Annotated in this window: 17 protein-coding genes; 16 read left to right on the top strand and 1 reads right to left on the bottom strand. The window is 56.6% G+C overall.

Translation table 11 applies throughout. The features are described from left to right. The first annotated feature begins 9 nt into the window (after positions 1-9). From AC1RRE_RS00515 to AC1RRE_RS00505, 3 genes are read left to right on the top strand one after another with little or no spacing between them, the layout of a single operon-like run. Positions 10-552 (top strand): superoxide dismutase family protein, encoded by a 543-nt coding sequence (locus tag AC1RRE_RS00515; RefSeq protein ID WP_492979087.1) that lies wholly within the window; start codon positions 10-12, stop codon positions 550-552. Positions 553-564: 12 nt separating this feature from the next. Next, positions 565-1,422 (top strand): AraC family transcriptional regulator, encoded by an 858-nt coding sequence (locus tag AC1RRE_RS00510; RefSeq protein ID WP_492979086.1) that lies wholly within the window; start codon positions 565-567, stop codon positions 1,420-1,422. Between the two features lie 34 nt (positions 1,423-1,456). Continuing rightward, positions 1,457-1,864 carry a DUF2000 family protein gene (locus tag AC1RRE_RS00505; RefSeq protein WP_492979085.1) on the top strand — a complete coding sequence of 136 codons (408 nt, stop codon included), beginning with the start codon at positions 1,457-1,459 and terminating at the stop codon, positions 1,862-1,864. Between the two features lie 3 nt (positions 1,865-1,867). Here AC1RRE_RS00505 and AC1RRE_RS00500 read toward each other — a convergent pair whose 3' ends face one another. After that, a complete protein-coding gene (locus AC1RRE_RS00500; RefSeq protein WP_492979084.1) occupies positions 1,868-2,356 on the bottom strand; it encodes a PAS domain-containing protein in 489 nt (162 codons plus the stop codon). Between the two features lie 637 nt (positions 2,357-2,993). Between AC1RRE_RS00500 and AC1RRE_RS00495 the strand changes: the two genes are divergently transcribed. From AC1RRE_RS00495 to AC1RRE_RS00435, 13 genes are all read left to right on the top strand, one after another. Continuing rightward, the gene (locus AC1RRE_RS00495; protein WP_492979083.1) at positions 2,994-3,203 is read left to right on the top strand and encodes a hypothetical protein; all 210 of its coding nucleotides are present in this window, start codon (positions 2,994-2,996) and stop codon (positions 3,201-3,203) included. A 3-nt stretch (positions 3,204-3,206) separates the two neighbouring features. Next, positions 3,207-3,437, top strand: coding sequence for a hypothetical protein (locus AC1RRE_RS00490; protein WP_492979082.1), 231 nt, complete (start codon positions 3,207-3,209; stop codon positions 3,435-3,437). 15 nt (positions 3,438-3,452) lie between these two features. Continuing rightward, the gene (locus AC1RRE_RS00485; RefSeq protein WP_492979081.1) at positions 3,453-4,505 is read left to right on the top strand and encodes a methionine ABC transporter ATP-binding protein; all 1,053 of its coding nucleotides are present in this window, start codon (positions 3,453-3,455) and stop codon (positions 4,503-4,505) included. After that, complete coding sequence (locus AC1RRE_RS00480) at positions 4,474-5,127, top strand: methionine ABC transporter permease (protein ID WP_492979080.1); 654 nt, start codon at positions 4,474-4,476, stop codon at positions 5,125-5,127. The genes AC1RRE_RS00485 and AC1RRE_RS00480 overlap by 32 nt, the downstream gene beginning before the upstream one ends. A gap of 39 nt (positions 5,128-5,166) precedes the next feature. After that, the gene (locus AC1RRE_RS00475) at positions 5,167-5,958 is read left to right on the top strand and encodes a MetQ/NlpA family ABC transporter substrate-binding protein (protein ID WP_492979079.1); all 792 of its coding nucleotides are present in this window, start codon (positions 5,167-5,169) and stop codon (positions 5,956-5,958) included. A gap of 1,308 nt (positions 5,959-7,266) precedes the next feature. After that, a complete protein-coding gene (locus tag AC1RRE_RS00470) occupies positions 7,267-7,803 on the top strand; it encodes an alpha/beta hydrolase family protein (protein WP_492979078.1) in 537 nt (178 codons plus the stop codon). Next, on the top strand, positions 7,803-8,165 hold the full coding sequence (locus tag AC1RRE_RS00465) for a hypothetical protein (RefSeq protein WP_492979077.1): 363 nt from the start codon (positions 7,803-7,805) through the stop codon (positions 8,163-8,165). The genes AC1RRE_RS00470 and AC1RRE_RS00465 overlap by 1 nt, the downstream gene beginning before the upstream one ends. Positions 8,166-8,440: 275 nt before the next feature. Further along, positions 8,441-8,962 carry a DUF4823 domain-containing protein gene (locus tag AC1RRE_RS00460; protein ID WP_492979076.1) on the top strand — a complete coding sequence of 174 codons (522 nt, stop codon included), beginning with the start codon at positions 8,441-8,443 and terminating at the stop codon, positions 8,960-8,962. Positions 8,963-9,079: 117 nt separating this feature from the next. Beyond that, positions 9,080-10,621, top strand: coding sequence for an AMP-binding protein (locus tag AC1RRE_RS00455; protein ID WP_492979075.1), 1,542 nt, complete (start codon positions 9,080-9,082; stop codon positions 10,619-10,621). Between the two features lie 144 nt (positions 10,622-10,765). After that, on the top strand, positions 10,766-12,310 hold the full coding sequence (locus AC1RRE_RS00450) for an AMP-binding protein (RefSeq protein ID WP_492979074.1): 1,545 nt from the start codon (positions 10,766-10,768) through the stop codon (positions 12,308-12,310). Position 12,311: 1 nt separating this feature from the next. Then, complete coding sequence (locus AC1RRE_RS00445) at positions 12,312-13,733, top strand: amidohydrolase family protein (protein WP_492979073.1); 1,422 nt, start codon at positions 12,312-12,314, stop codon at positions 13,731-13,733. A 46-nt stretch (positions 13,734-13,779) separates the two neighbouring features. Next, entirely contained in the window at positions 13,780-14,697 is a 918-nt protein-coding gene (locus tag AC1RRE_RS00440; protein WP_492979072.1) for an aminotransferase class IV, read from the top strand. A 412-nt stretch (positions 14,698-15,109) separates the two neighbouring features. After that, positions 15,110-15,658, top strand: coding sequence for a GNAT family N-acetyltransferase (locus AC1RRE_RS00435; RefSeq protein ID WP_492979071.1), 549 nt, complete (start codon positions 15,110-15,112; stop codon positions 15,656-15,658). Positions 15,659-15,713 lie beyond the last annotated feature (55 nt).

Below are 15,713 nucleotides of genomic sequence, written 5' to 3'. Positions count from 1 at the left end.
GGAAACACCATGCAGCGTCTTCTGTCCGGGGTCGTGATTCTGTCTGCGGTCCTGCTGGCCGTGCCAGTCATGGCGGCCGAGAAAACCATCACCATCAACGCGATCACCGCCACCGGCGTGGGCGCAAGCATCGGCACCATCACGGCGAAAGACAGCCCGCAGGGGCTGGTGCTGACGCCGAAGCTGACCAGGCTGGAGCCGGCCGGCCCGCATGGCTTCCACATGCATGAAAAACCCGATTGCGGGCCCGGTCCCAATCCGGCGGCCGGCAACCAGGCGGCGGCCGGTTTTGCCGCCGGCGGCCATTACGATCCGAAGAAAACCGGCATGCATCACGGCCCTGGCCACAAGGACGGCCATGTCGGCGACCTGCCGGTGCTGGTGGTGAGTGGCGATGGCACCGCCACCCTGCCGATGGTGGTGCCGCATCTGAAGGTGAAGGACCTCACTGGCCGGTCGCTGATGGTCCATGCGGGCGGCGACAATTACAGCGACACCCCGGCGCCGCTGGGCGGCGGAGCCGGCCGCATTGCCTGCGGCGTGGTGAAGTAGCAGACTGCAGGCATGGTGACTGCGCAGCACGGCCGCGACTGGTTCGATTTCGCCCGCGATCCTTTCAGCGGTACCGAAGCCGTGCATGCGCAGTTCCATGCCCATGCCTACGATCCGCATTTCCATGACCAGGTGCTGGTCGGCGTCACCGAGCAGGGCCTGCAGCAGTTTCGCTGCCGTCGCGAAACCCAGCGCAGCACGCCGGGCCGCGTCATTCTGATGGAGCCGGGCGAGACCCATGACGGCGAGGCCGGTGCGGATGGCGGCTTCACATATGCGATGCTGTATTTTGACCCTGCATGGCTGCGGCAGGCTGCCGGTCTCTATGGGGGTCGCGATCCGGGCGACCGCGTCTTTGGTTTTCCCGCCGTGCTGAACGACGATACGCCGCTGGCGCAGGCGGTGCTGACGGCCTGCCGACAGATGGATCGGAGCGCTAACCGCATGGCGCGCGAGACGGCGCTGGATCATGTTGCCGCCCTGCTGGCGCAGCGCTTCGGCGGCATGGCCATACCGGCGGCGGATGCATCGCCGCTGCTGGCGCGCCGTGCGCGCGAGGCGATTGTCGCACATGAGGCGGATGATCTTGGCCTGCAGGCGCTGGCCGATCTGGCCGGCACCGATCGTTTCCGCCTGCATCGGGTGTTCAAGGCGGCCTACGGCCTGCCGCCGCATGCTTATCTCGTGCAGTGCCGGCTTAACCGTGCGCGCCGCATGCTGGGGCAGGGCGAAACGCCGGCAGCCGTGGCGGCCGCCACCGGCTTCGCCGACCAGAGTCATCTGGGGCGCTGGTTCCGCCGCGCCTTCGGCATGACGCCGGCTGCCTATCGCCGCCATTGCACAAATCTTCCAGACGGCCGCGTGTCCTGACAGCATGCTGGGTCTCCCATTGCTGGAGAGACCCGTGTTCACCACCAAGATCGCCATTGTCGTCCGCGCAGACCTTGCCGTCTGGCAGAAGCTGAATGTTACGGCTTTTCTGGCCACCGGCATCGCCGCCACGGTGCCCGACTGCATCGGCAGCGCTTACGTCAACAGGGCGGGGCAGGGCTACACTGCGATGTGCGGCCAGCCGGTGCTGGTCTTTGCCGGCGATCTGGTGGCCTTGCAGAAAGCGCATGATCGCGCGCTCGCGCAGGGGCTGGTGATCGTGCCCTATGTCGAGGCGATGTTTGCGACCGGGCATGACGCCGCCAATCGCGCGGTGTTTGCCGAAGGCGATCCGGCGGCACAAAACTGGGTCGGGTTGGGTCTGCACGGCGATTGCAAGGCGGTCGACAAGGCCGTGAAAGGCCTGACGCTGCATCCGTGACGATCAGATTCCCGGATTGCTGAATTCGACGGCGAGAATGATCATGTCGACCGTCTCGCCATCTGCGGCCAGCGGCAGGCGCACGATCTCGTAATCGTGGACACGGTTGTCGATCACCATGTCCAGGCGCTCGACCAGCGGCAGGCGTTTGGTCACCACGTCGATGTAGCTGTCATTCAGATGGCTGCGGTATTGCTGCTCGTGCAGTTCGTCCAGCCATTTGTCGGTCATGTCGTAGCGCAGGCGCTGCGCCACCAGCGTGCCGACCAGGCGGAAGCGGTAACGCAGATGGCCGGCGGCGTCGCGATGCACTTCCAGCAAAGAGAGATTGCCCAAGATCCACGGGAAGTGCAGCGGATCGATATCCGCGCGGCCCGGCATCATCCGGCTGCCGCGTCGCTGGTGCCAGTACTGCAGCAGACGCTGCAGGCGCGGGCCGCGTACCGTTTCTGGTGTCGCCGGAATCTGGCCTGCCACGAAGTCCCCCGTCACGACCGCCATTCTTGGCGGCGCTGGACCTATTAGGCTGTGAAATCAGGCCCTGCCCAGAAAAATCGGCGTGAGGCAGTTTTCCTGCTTGTAATTGAAAATCATTCTCATATAATCAGGGCATCGCGCTTCGGTGCGGTTTCTTAGGTCGGCCCCGCCACTCTGCTGGTCGTGTCGGGGTTCGTGGTCGGTCCGGTGTATGGGGCATTACCGGGCCGACCCCGACCGAAGTTTTCCCTTACAATTCAAATTTTTCAGTGGCTTAGCGATAAGCTGTGATTTTATTTGCGTGTGGATTTTGTATTCTTTGTCACTTTGACTGTTAAATAGGATTGACTGTCTTATTTTGGTGTAGAATATAGAGATCATCTGGTCCGGCCCACTGGGTAAGGACGGGATCGCGGGATTTGAAGGGCAGCTTGCGCCGCGTCATCAACGCTAAAGCGCCACGGCCAGGGATCATGCCCTGGGTCGTGGGCCCGGCACTGATCGTTCGGAGAAGACCCATGACTGCATCCTGCAAGACCATCCGCCTCTGTTGTTGTCGCTGAGCGCAAGCCACCGGTTTTTGCGTTTTCCCTGAAGCGACTTTCACTGGCCCCCTCTTGTAGAGAGGCGTTGCCGGCAACGGAGATATCCCATGAGTGAAGCCTATCTGATCGAGGCGGCCGGCGAGGCCGCCGGTGTTGTGATCCGCGAACGCAGCGGGTTCCGCTTCTTCGCCTCCGGCCCGCAGTTCAGCAGCCTGGAGCAGCGCGTCTATCGCCGCACGTCGGACGCCACCCGCGCCGCCCAGGCGCTGGCCCGCGACGCCGCCAATGACAATCATCGCCGTCGGAACTGGAGGTAAGTCATGACCGAGATTCTACTCGTTCCCTCATCCAAGCCGGGCTTCGTGGACCGCATCCAGGCCGCTTTCGGCGCTTTTGTTGCGCCGGATCGCCTGAAGCCGGCCAGCAACGACAACCAGGCCGTGGCCGTCGAAGACTATGCCAGCTCGCTGGCCGATCCGCTGGCGTTGCCGCCGGACTGGCATGCCGCGGGCGATCTGCTTAGTCTCAGCTTCCTCCCCTTCGACCGCTGAGATTTCGCCAGACCCATGATTGAATTGCGTGGCATCACCAAGCGCTTTGCCAGCGCGTCCGGTTCTGTCGAAGCCCTGCGCGAGGTCTCGCTGACCGTCGCGCAGGGTGAGATTTTCGGCGTGATCGGCCGCTCGGGTGCGGGCAAGTCGACGCTGATCCGCTGCATCAACCTGCTGGAACGCCCGACCGAAGGCAGCGTGCAGGTTGCCGGCCGTGACCTGACGGCCTTGTCGGCGGCCGAGCTGCGCACGGCGCGGCGCGACATCGGCATGATCTTCCAGCATTTCAACCTGCTGTCTTCGCGCACGGTGTTCGACAACGTGGCGCTGCCGCTGGAATTGCGCGGCGAGACGAAAGCCGCGATCAAGGCCAAGGTCGGGCCGTTGCTGGAACTGGTGGGCCTGAGCGACAAGGCCGGGCAATATCCCGCGCAGCTGTCGGGCGGGCAGAAGCAGCGCGTCGGTATCGCACGCGCGCTGGCCACCGATCCGAAGGTTCTGCTCTGCGACGAGGCGACCTCGGCGCTCGATCCGGAAACCACCGAACAGATCCTGACGCTCATCAAGGATATCCGCGACCGCCTCAATCTCACGGTGGTGCTGATCACCCATGAGATGGCGGTGGTGAAGGAAATCGCCGACCGCGTCGCTGTGATGGAACTGGGCCGGGTGATCGAGCAGGGCGCGACGTTTGACGTCTTCACCCGGCCGCAGCATCCGACCACCCGCAGCTTTGTGGCCGACCTGATCGGCTTCGACCTGCCGCCAGCCTTGCAGAAGCGGCTCGCGGTTCAACCGCCGGCCAACAGCCGCCTGTGGCGCATTCTCTTTACCGGCCCCCATGCCGACGAGCCGGTGATCGCCGAGCTGTCGCGCAACCTGGGGCTCGACCTGAACATCCTGCATGGCCGGATCGACGAGATCCAGGGACGCCCGTTCGGCGTCATGGTCGTGCAGGCCCGCGGCGACGAGGCCAAGCTGCTCGCCGCCAAATCCTATCTTGCCAGCCGTCAGCTGGTCGTCGAGGAACTGGAAGATGTCGTCGCAATTGATCGCGCTGCTGTTTGACGGCCTGTGGGAAACGTTGGTGATGGTTGGCATCTCCGGCGGCGTGGGCGCGGCCTTCGGGATTCCGCTCGGCGTCATCCTGATTCTGACTGACCGTGGCGGCATTCTTCAGAATGTGTCGGTCAACCGCATCCTCGGCCTGATCATCAATGCCGCGCGGTCCACGCCCTTCATCATCCTGATGGTGGCGATCATTCCCTTCACGCGCCTGGTTGTCGGCACATCGATCGGCACGGCCGCCGCCATCGTGCCGCTGACCATCGCCGCCATTCCCTTTATCGCGCGCCTGGTGGAAACCGCCCTGCGCGAAGTGCCGTCGGGCCTGATCGAGGCCGCCGATGCCATGGGCGCGACGCCACTGCAGATCGTCGTGAAGGTCCTGCTGCCCGAGGCGCTGCCCGGCATCGTCGCCGGCCTCACCATCACCCTGGTCAGCCTGATCGGTTATTCCGCCATGGCCGGCGCCGTGGGTGGTGGTGGCCTGGGCGATATCGGCATCCGCTATGGCTACCAGCGCTTCCTGCCCGAAGTGATGGCCGCCGTCGTACTGGTGCTGATCGTCTTCGTGCAGGGCGTGCAGTCGCTGGGCGACCGCCTGGTCCGCAAATTGAGTCACCGTTAATCCGTTCGTTCAGTCTCCCTACAGAAAAGGAAAAAGACCATGTCGTTTACTCGCCGCTCGCTCTCTGCTCTGGCACTCGCCGCCTTCATTGCGGTTCCCGCGCTGGCCCAGGACAAGCCGATCAAGGTCGGCGTCACCGCCGGTCCGCATGCCGAAATCTTCGAAGTGGTGAAGAAGGTTGCCGAGAAGGATGGCCTGAAGATCCAGATCGTGGAATTCAGCGACTACATCCAGCCGAATGCCGCGCTCAATGCCGGCGACCTCGACGTCAATTCCTACCAGCACCTGCCGTATCTCGAGGCGCAGGTGAAGGATCGCGGCTACAAGATCACCAATATCGGCTACACCGTGAACTTCCCGATGGGTGTTTATTCCAAGAAGGTGAAGGGCCTCGGCGATCTGCCCACCAGCGCCCGCGTCGGCATCCCGAACGACCCGACCAATGGCGGCCGCGCCCTGCTGGTGCTGGAATCGGCTGGCCTGATCAAGCTGAAGGACGGCGCCGGCCTGAAGGCCACGCCGCTGGATATCACCGACAACCCGAAGAAGATCCGCATCGTCGAGCTCGATGCTGCCCAGCTGCCGCGTGCGCTGGATGAATTCGACGCCGCCGCGATCAACACCAACTACGCGATCCCCGCCGGCCTGTCGCCGGTGAAGGATGCCATCGCCACCGAAGGTGCCAAGGCGCCGTATGTGAACATCATCGCGGTGCGCACCCAGGACAAGGACAAGCCGGAATACGCCAAGCTGGTGAAGGCTTATCAGTCGGCCGAGGTGAAGGCCTTCGTCGAACAGAAATACCAGAAGGCCGTCGTGACCAGCTGGTAAGCGCCGCGTCTTAAGCTGCTCCCGTCCGCGTAAAGCCCTCCCCGGACACCGGACAGTGAAAAGCCCGTCAGTCGAAAGATTGGCGGGCTTTTCTTGTTGATACGACTATAGCTGTACGTATCTAATTTTTAGTTCAGTGAATGTACGGGGCAAATGATCAAGCTGAGAACGATCAGCCGAGTCAAGTGACGTCCACAGGGTCTGCCATCTGCGCCAAAAAGCAAGATTATAGGCGCACGCCTTTCCAATTCACTGGTGGCGAAGAGGGTGTCTCGCGCCGCCTGTTCGAGCGGATGGATGCCGTTTTGGCTGAACAGACGGTTGGGCAGAACTAGAGAGCAACCGTGCCAGCCGATGCTCAGATGGATATGCGTAGCTCGGGTTGTTGCAAGTTCGGGGTTTTCTCTGAGGGCATGGCGCAGGCTAGACTGAAGTCGGCTACGGGCAGTATGTGAGTTATGTCCCACATCTTTCCTGAGGTTATCGCCCGCCAGCTTCCCAGCATTGGCCCGGTGCCGGCATAATTGTTGCCATCGGTCACTTGTGCTAAGCCAGCGCCTGTCGCTTTGGCCACAGCTTCACGGATGGTCTATATCCGGTAAAACTCCTTGACACTGTTTTGACTACGGCTGTGCTCAGCAGGACTGAAGCCAAGCGCAGCGATACCAGGCAGATCTCGATCACGACGATGTGTTTCAATATCGACACCAATAGGGCCAGTGGTGCTAAGGGCGCATGCGACCCATTCACCGGAATGGCTAAAGGAAATCCAAGTACTGCGGGTTCCGGGATTGTCGAGTTGGGGCTGACCAGATGGCATGCGGGAAATGATCCATCCCGAGGTATTGGGGAAATAGCCGGAATTCCTAGCGGAATATCGTAAAAGCGCCCGCGCCAACTGGCCGGAATGAGACGACATGTGCATAATCACGTTATGTCGAACAATTTGCCTTTGGCGGGATAAACACGTCTTTGATTTTTAGAGCGGTCTGAAGCAATTCAGGCTTCTAACGATAAAATTCATAAATAAAGGCAAGTAGGAAGAGCAGGGGTAAGACGACAAATATCCAGCGCAATGGAGCGGTCCTTTTGGGCCTATAAATCTAATGTGCAGAATATATTATATTTGTCTTCACACTAGATCGGCACCTGAACAAATACATAAAATTGACGCAGCATACTCCGGTTGGACCCTAGATACCGTAAGCCGGATTGGCCCGATTTTCGCCCATTCATTTGACAATCGGGCTCTATTTGCACAAAAATTTATGGCTCGGTTTCTGACGATTAACATACTCATATTTAGCAATGACTTTGATGAAGACAATATCAGCTGTAATTGCAGGCGCGTTGTTTTCGGTGACGATGTCTTGCGCGGTTGTAGCGCAGTCATATACGGCAGGTATGATGCAGCTGCCCCCAGTCCAGATGCCGGGGGCCATTGTGCCGGGAGTTCCAGTCACTGTTTGGTACCCATCGAAAACGCCAGAAAAGATCCTGCAGTTTGGGGACGTGGAGCTCAAGGTGGCTTTAGACGCAACACCAGTGTCCGGCCGCCATCGCCTTATATTGATCTCTCATGGCAGCGAAGGCAGTGATCTCGCTTTAAGCGATATGGCCAGACAATTAGCACGGCGTGGCATGGTTGTGGCTGCGCCGCGTCATCTAGGCGATAGCTTTGATGATAAATCAGCACATGGATCGTCACGGCAATTCGGCGCACGGCCCTATCAGGCGTCGTATGCCTTAGATGTGGTGTTAAAACACCCAAAGCTGTCCAAGACCATTAACCACCGCCAAATCGGCATGGTTGGCTACTCTGCCGGCGGGTTACGGCTCTGGTGATGGCGGGTGCCAAGCCTGATCGTCAGAACTGGATCAAACATTGCCAGCAGCCGGTGGAGCATGGCGCAGCTTGTCCGTTAGGCGGTTGGCTGACGAGTTTAGGCTTGAGGTTTCTCGATGATTGGGAGAGGCCGGCAGAATCGCGGATTAAGTCTGTAGTTCTATTGGCGCCATTTGGCGTGATGTTTGATAAGACGGCCTTGGCAGGGGTGAAGGTGCCTGTGCTGTTGTTTCAGCCAGAACGCGACGAAATGCTGTCGAACGCATTCAATGGCGATCTAATCCGGGATTCTCTGCCGCGTCGGCCGGATTATCGCACTGTGCCAGGCGGACATTTTTGTTTTTATACAGCCATGCTCTGAAAAGCTGGCGGCCACGGTACCGCGTGTATGTGTGGATTCGCCTAGTGTCAATCGCATAGCTATACAACGACAGACAAATACTCAGATAGCAGAATTCTTCACGCGCACGTTAAATCGCAAATAAGCGGACACGCGTAACTGAGTAGGTTTTACCGTTTTGGACTGCATCAGTGGATTTTGGCGATATGAATGGGTGTACACGATTTTGCTAATTCCATCATAGCTGCGAATCAGGCATGCTCCCTCATAGGCAGGGCAGACTTAATGGGGGTGTTATGAAAGTGGTCGTCGCCGCTCTTGCGGCAATGCTCATGCTGAGCGGTTGTGTGAGCAAATATGCTGTTGATGCCTATTCAGGCCCAACTGCCCGTTTAGACAAGAATTCTGGCTTCTATGTCACCATGCCCACAAACGGCGCCTATGGCACTGAAACATATCCCCGCTCTGGCGCGCAAACCGCAAACGCTGTCGTGGCAGCCCTTAGCCAGCATGTCGGCAAGATTGTTGAGGCCAGCGCGCCTGAAAGCCTGGCTGACTCTTTGCAAAAGGCGAAGCAGGCCAATCTTGGCTACATCCTTGAAGCCTCGATTTTGCATTGGGAGGACCAGGCAACGGAATGGTCTGGTATCCCTGACAAGATCACCATCAAATATGCCGTCTATGACGTAGTAGTGTCGGGCAATGTCGTTGCGTCCACAACCACGCGCTCGAGCAGCAAGTGGGGTACGCTTGGCGGCGATCACCCGCAAGATTTACTGCCTGTACCTACGCAGAAGTTTGTCGATCAGCTCTTCTGATAGAAGAGCCAGCTTGAAGCTTGCCGTGGTATTCAAAGGCAATTTTAAACACCATCTGCAAAAATGAAGCCGCCTCACATATGAGTGGTGAGGCGGCTTGTAGCTCGGGGCGTGGGGATGAAGGGCGGCAGCATCGTTGCACGGCGGTTAGCTGCTATGGCGCGTCAAAAGCCAAAAGATTTGGCTTTTGTTGTTGGCGATCGGTCTGTCGATTATGCAGAGTTAGACGCGGCTATTAAAGGCCTCGTCAGCGTATTCGCAGCGGCCGGCCTTACAGAAGGCGATCGCATTTGCCTGCTCAGCAATAATTGCCCAGAATTTGTTGCCATTATGCTGGCGGCCGACCGCAGTGGCATTTCTATCGTCCCCCTTATGCCAAGCCTGACGGCAGATGAGTTGCGCTACATCATAACTGATGCACAGGTTTGTGGCTGTATCGTCGATGCGACCTGCTATGACCGCGGTTTGGCGCAGTTGGTTGATGTTTTAGCCGAAATGAAATTGAGACTGTCGATTGGTGGGGCGCTGTCCGGCTTTAAAAGTTGCGATGTAGCTATAGCAGAGGCGGAAGAGATTGAAATCACTCCCAAGGCGCCCGGGCAGCCAATCTATTATACATCTGGCACAACCGGTCGGCCGAAAGGTGTATTGCGGGCCCGGCCTGAACTTGGCGCATTAGCGCGACATCTCCCAGCCTTGTATGATTTTCGACCTGCAGATGCCTTCTTGTATCCCATCCCCATGTCCAACCTCGGCATGTTTGGTGTTGGTGTGCGTGTCCCGCTCGCGGCCGGCATCCCTGTGCACGTACTGCCGCAACCTGATCCTTTGTCTGTTGTGCGCCTAGTCGCCGAACGGCGTATTACACATGCGTATATGACCCCATACCTGCTGCATTTATTACGTGAAAGTTATGAGGAGTGGAAAGATCGGTACGACACATCATCGTTACGCATGATTTTGCACGCCGGCGCGCCCTGTTCTGTTGATTTGAAGCATTGGGCAATAAAAGCCTTCGGCCCGATCTTGCACGAGTTTTATGCTGGCACCGAAGGCGGTGGTGTTTTTATTGATTCAGAACAATGGCTAAAAAAGCCTGGCAGCGTAGGCAGACCACTGAAAGATTATCCTGTCTACATATATGGCGAAGATGGGATGCTGCTGCCGGCTAACAGTGCTGGCGGCGTGTATATGCAGATTGAGACTGAAGCCCGATTTGAATATCTTGGCTCACCAGATAAAACAGCTGCCGCCTATTATGGCGATTGCCTGACTCTTGGCGATATTGGCTATCTTGATGATGATGGCTATCTATTTCTAACTGGCCGCACGTCAGAGATTTGTGTTGTTGGCGGCTATAATGTTTTTCCCGAAGAGATCGATCAATGCCTAATGAGGCACCCGTATGTAAGGGATGCTATCAGTTTCTCTGTGCCAGACCCAGGCAAGGGCGAAGCAGTTGTTGCACTGATCATTCCATCGTCAGACGCTCCTGATATTGCTATGCTGGAGGAGGATCTGAGGCGGCATTGCTGCACTTATCTTGCCCCGTATAAGCATCCCACTGTCATCGGAGTCACGAAGGAAGTCCAGCGCTCTGATATGGGGAAGAAGCGTCGCGAGTTCGCGCGTTCTCACTATCTACTAACTGCAGAGTAAGAGAGTGCAGTGCTCTTGTGGCGAGTGACAGGATTTGACGATTGTGCGTATGCTGCCACCAAATCGGGGTGGCAATAAACACAATGCTCAAAATCTCGGGCAATCCAATCGGCAATACTCATCAAGTATTATGGCGGGCATTCTATGTCGGTCAGTGAGCGCGGCCCGCATCTTGTATCGCGACTTATCCGCATGCATGCCCGGAAGGGGCCTGATCGTCTTGCGATCGTTTCTGATTTCGGTGTGCGCACCTACGCAGATCTTGATCGAAACGCTAATCGTTTAGCGCGTGGCTTGTTGGCAAGCGGTCTGCAGGCTGGCGATCGCATTCTTCTGCTCTGTCGCAATCGGCCTGAATTTGTCGAATGCATGCTGGCGGCAGAGCGAGCCGGCATTGATGTCGTGCCTGTTGTCTATGATCTAAAAGATGATGAGCTTCGACACATTCTGCAGGCCGGCGATATAAAAAGTTGTATTGTCGAGAGTGGGGTGAGTGATTGCATTGCCGAAGTTGTACAATCGTTGCCGCCGGCTCACCGCATTTCAGTCGGCGAGCCGCAGCCTGGCTTTCAGGATTATTCCCAGCTGCTGTTGAAAAATGAGCCCGGTCATATGGCCGTCGAGAGGCAAGGTGTGCCAGTCTATTTCACCTCCGGCACCACTGGACGGCCGAAAGCGGTGGCGGGACGTCAGCCTGACCTTTACCCTTTGGCCCGCCAGTTACCCCCGATATATGATTTTCGTGAAGGGGATCGCTATTTATGCCCGTTCCCTCTGTTTCATCCAGGCCTCTACAATATAGCCATCCGCATGCCGCTGGCCTTTGGCGTCACGCTGTACCTACAGAATGCACTTGATCCTCAGGCAATTGTCGAGCGCCTGCATAAAGGCCATATCACGCATGCTTATCTGTCACCCTATGTGCTGCATTTGATGCGGCTGGCTGGGGATGCGTCGGGGGCGCTGCAGTTCCCAGATCTACGCTGTATTTTGCATGGTGCCGCTCCATGTCCGATCGACCTTAAATATTGGGCGATTGAGACATTCGGTCCCATCGTGACTGAATATTATTCGAGCAGTGAAGGCGGGGGCGTTTGCATAACAAGCCCAGATTGGTTGTGTAAGCCCGGTAGCGTGGGAAAGCCTTCAGAGCAAGCTGGCGTCAGGATTATGGATGCGGATGGGCAAATATGCCCCACTGATGTTGCTGGCAGTGTTTACTTTTCTTCGAAAGATGGAATGAAGTTTTCTTATCTTGGGGATGCGGTGAAGACTGCGGCTGCTTATCGCGGTGACCATTTTACGATGGGGGACATCGGTTATTTAGACGGCGACGGGTATCTTTTTCTCGTAGGCCGTGATCGAGAAATAATCAATGTTGGCGGTTATAACGTCTATCCCGAAGAGATAGATCAGTTCCTGCTGAAGCATCCAAAAATTCGCGATGCTCTAACCTTTTCTCTGCCAGATGCTTCTAAAGGCGAGCGTGTCGTGTCGATGATTGTGCCCGAACATGCGCACGATCGGCATCACGAATTTATGGGCGATATTGCACTTTATTGTTCTGAGGGCATGGCGAAGCATAAATGCCCGACAGAATTCTTTGTCGTCGATGAAATACCCAGGACCATTTTGGGTAAAAAGAATCGTGAAAAGGCGCGCAGCCTGTGTGTGGGCCGGGAGGGCTGATGTGAGGGGTGATGATATCCGCCAAAGGATTGGCCATCCCATCATCGATTGTGATGGTCATAACCTTGAGTATCAGCCAGTTTTCAAGGATTTCCTAAAGCAGGTGGCTGGCCCGAATGTGGTTCGGCGGTTTGTCGCGCAGGCGAAAGAGCATATAGGGCCTTACTGGTTTCAACGCGATGTAGAGGCGAGACGTCAAATCGGTGCGCCGCGTGGGCCGTGGTGGGGCATGCCAGCGCGATCAACAGATGATCGGGCAACGGCTATTCTGCCGGGGCTGATGCGGGCGCGGATGGATGCTATCGGCCTTGATTTTGGCGTCGTCTATCCGACGCTTGGTCTGATGTTTATGCGGGAAGATGATCAGGAAATACGGCAAGCCGTATGCCGTGCGCTTAATGTCATGCAGGCAGAATTGTTTCGCCCTCATGCCAGCCGTTTGACCCCTGTGGCGACTATTCCCATGTACTCACCAGAGGAAGCGATCGCTGAGGCCTCATTTGCCGTGCAGAGCCTCGGCTACAAGGCCATCCTCATATCTGGCTTTGCGCGTCGTCCGCTACCGGCTGCTATCAGACAAGGCGCTGATGCTCTGGGGTTCGGTCATATTGTAGACAATCTGGTTCTCGACAGCGCCTTTGATTACGACACCTTTTGGCAGACTTGCATCGATCTGAAAGTCGTGCCGGCTGTACATTCTGCTATGATGGGAGAGGGTAGTCGGGTATCGCCGAGCAACTACGTATACAACCATATTGGGATGTTCGGGGCCGCTCATGAAGCCTTTGCCAAGGCTTTGATAATGGGGGGTGTGTTGCAGCGATTCCCGGCTTTGAAGTTCGCCTTTCTTGAGGGAGGCGTGATGTGGGCTGTAGAGCTTTGTAATAGCCTGGTCGGCCATTGGGAAAAGCGAAATCGAGACGCGATCAATAATTATAATCCTGCGCATCTCGACATTGATCGTCTATGCCAACTTTTTCGCGATTATGGCGGGCCGCTGCTGCAAAAGCCCGATGAACAACTGCGTAAAGCCTGGGAAATCATGCGTGATATTGAAGTCTCTCGTTGCGAAGTATTGGATGAATTTGCGGCGAGTGGAATTTCTGGCCGGGCGCATATAGCAGCTATGTTCGCTGACAATTTTTTCTTGGGTTGCGAGCCAGACGATCGCTCATTGACGATGGCATTTGACCGTAAATTTGTGCCAGAGGGGCGCCAACTGAAGCCGATTTTTGGTTCAGATATTGGCCATTGGGATGTGCCGGACATCGAAAAGGTGGTTGCTGAGGCATATGAACGGGTTGAGCAAGGTCTGATCACATCGGATCAGTTCCGTAGCCTTGTCTGTGATAATCCGATCGCGCTTTATACCGGCATGAATCCCGATTTCTTTAATGGCACAAGCATAGAAAAGTTTGTGTGATCGCTCGCGGTGAAATTAAGAGCGCAGTTGTGATGGGAATGTATTTATGAACAACAATATCGTATCGGCTAGATCAAGTATTGAAGACATCATCTCCCAGGGACTCGGGTATCAAGATGGAGCCTATGTGCCGTTGGCGTCGCTATCGGTTAGCGTGCTCGACCTTGGCTTTATTCATTGTGATGCCACTTATGATGTTTTCCATGTGACCGATGGTCGTGCCTTCATGCTCGATCATCATATTGAGCGTTTCCAGACATCTGCAAGCAATCAGCGTTTGCCTCTACCGCATAGCCCCGATCAATTGCGCACCATAGTTCTTTCTCTTGTTGCAAAGAGCGGTCTTCGTGAGGCGCTGGTGTGGATGATATTGACACGCGGTTTGCCAGAAAGTGGAAATCCGCGCGATCTAAATGGCTGTAGACCTCGCTTCATGGCGTATGCCAAGCCTTATTACAGCTTTAGTGGACGCGACACTGGCGTTAGTGTGCGGGTTGCGCGGTCTGTGCAGCGTTCGGGCGCTGAGACGGTCGATCCTCGCTGGAAGAATTTTTCCTGGATTGATCTGACGCGCGCGCAATTTGAGGCGCAAGACCATGGTTTCGATACAGCACTCTTATTGGATAGAGAGGGTGCATTGGCAGAGGGACCTGGCTTTAATGCAGCGATTATCAGCAATGGTGTACTGGTGATGCCGGCTGAGAACTGTTTGCCTGGGGTTACAGCTCGAGCTGTGCAGATTGCCGCTGTAACTCTAGGCATTCCGCTTGAGCGTCGTGTTATCGATCGAAACGAACTGATGGCGGCGGGAGAAATATTCCTGACATCTACATCCGGCGGCATCATCCCGGTCACGCGGATTGACGGGCGTGAGATGCCACCATCTAAGCATCTTGCCAGTCTGGCAGCCGAATATTGGCGAATGCACCGTGACCCTGAATATTCAACGCCAATAGCTTTTTAGCCTCTGAGATGAAGCCGATGGGGCCATACGGTTGCGCGCTATACGCGCGCGCGAGAAAATTGTAAAAATTGTAGCACCTTCGCGTATTTCTATTGCTAAGCTTTCTTGGGCCTTGCTAGAGTTTACATGGGTAGGCAAGCTAAAGGCGTGATGCTCTAGCTTAGTTAATGGCGGAGAACCGCCAAAAATGGTGTGAGAATGGGGTCATATAAGAAGCCTGAGTCTCCAGTTGTCGGCGGCAGCAGAGCTCGATTCTCCATATGCAAAGCTAAGCAATCCACTCGCGAGCTTGATCGGTATTCCCGATTCGGTTTCGCGAGTAAATCGGAAATATCACCCCTTTGGGCTACTTATGAGTGTGGCGTAAGTCACGCCATCGTCTCGCTCTGCTACCAATCGACTGAGGCCTGAAATGGCTGATGAAAGCGCTTTGCCGAACCGGCCGCGCTCAATCGCGATTGTGAGGAGCGTCAAGCGCAAACAGCCAAGCCCTGCCTATGTGCTGCGGCCGCTTCAGGAAGCGGATGTCGCCGCGGTTAGAGAGCTGGCCCGCCAAATGCACGCCGAATCTACATATGCCTTCCTGCCCTTCGATGACGACAAGGTGGCCGCGGTGTTGAAGCATTATATCGCCAACAGCTCAACTTCGTGCGCTTTGGTGATCGAGGCGGAGGGAAAGTTGATCGGCATGCTGCTCGGGTACCTCACCGAGTACGTTTTTTGCCGCGAAACCTTGGCTAGTGATCAGGTCTTTTACATTGCGCCGGCTTGGCGTGGGGGGATGGCCGCTACTCGGCTCTTTCAAGGCTTCCGCCAGTGGGCAGAGGAGCGTGGGGCACGGGAGTTAGCGATGGGTGTCTCCACCGGCATAAAAACTGAACGTGCGAGCCGTTTTTTCCAACGCCTAGGCATGCGGGAAGTGGGCGGAAACTTCAAGTTGGGCCTGCGGAAGTTGCCCTGATGCCTGCCATTACCTTTTCTTTTTGAGCGCAAAACCATTCACATCAAGAGGCATA

The organism is Ferrovibrio sp. GW821-FHT12D07 (assembly GCF_058807275.1).
Note: the sequence above shows the minus strand (reverse complement) of the source record. Positions and strands in the feature narration are given on the sequence as shown.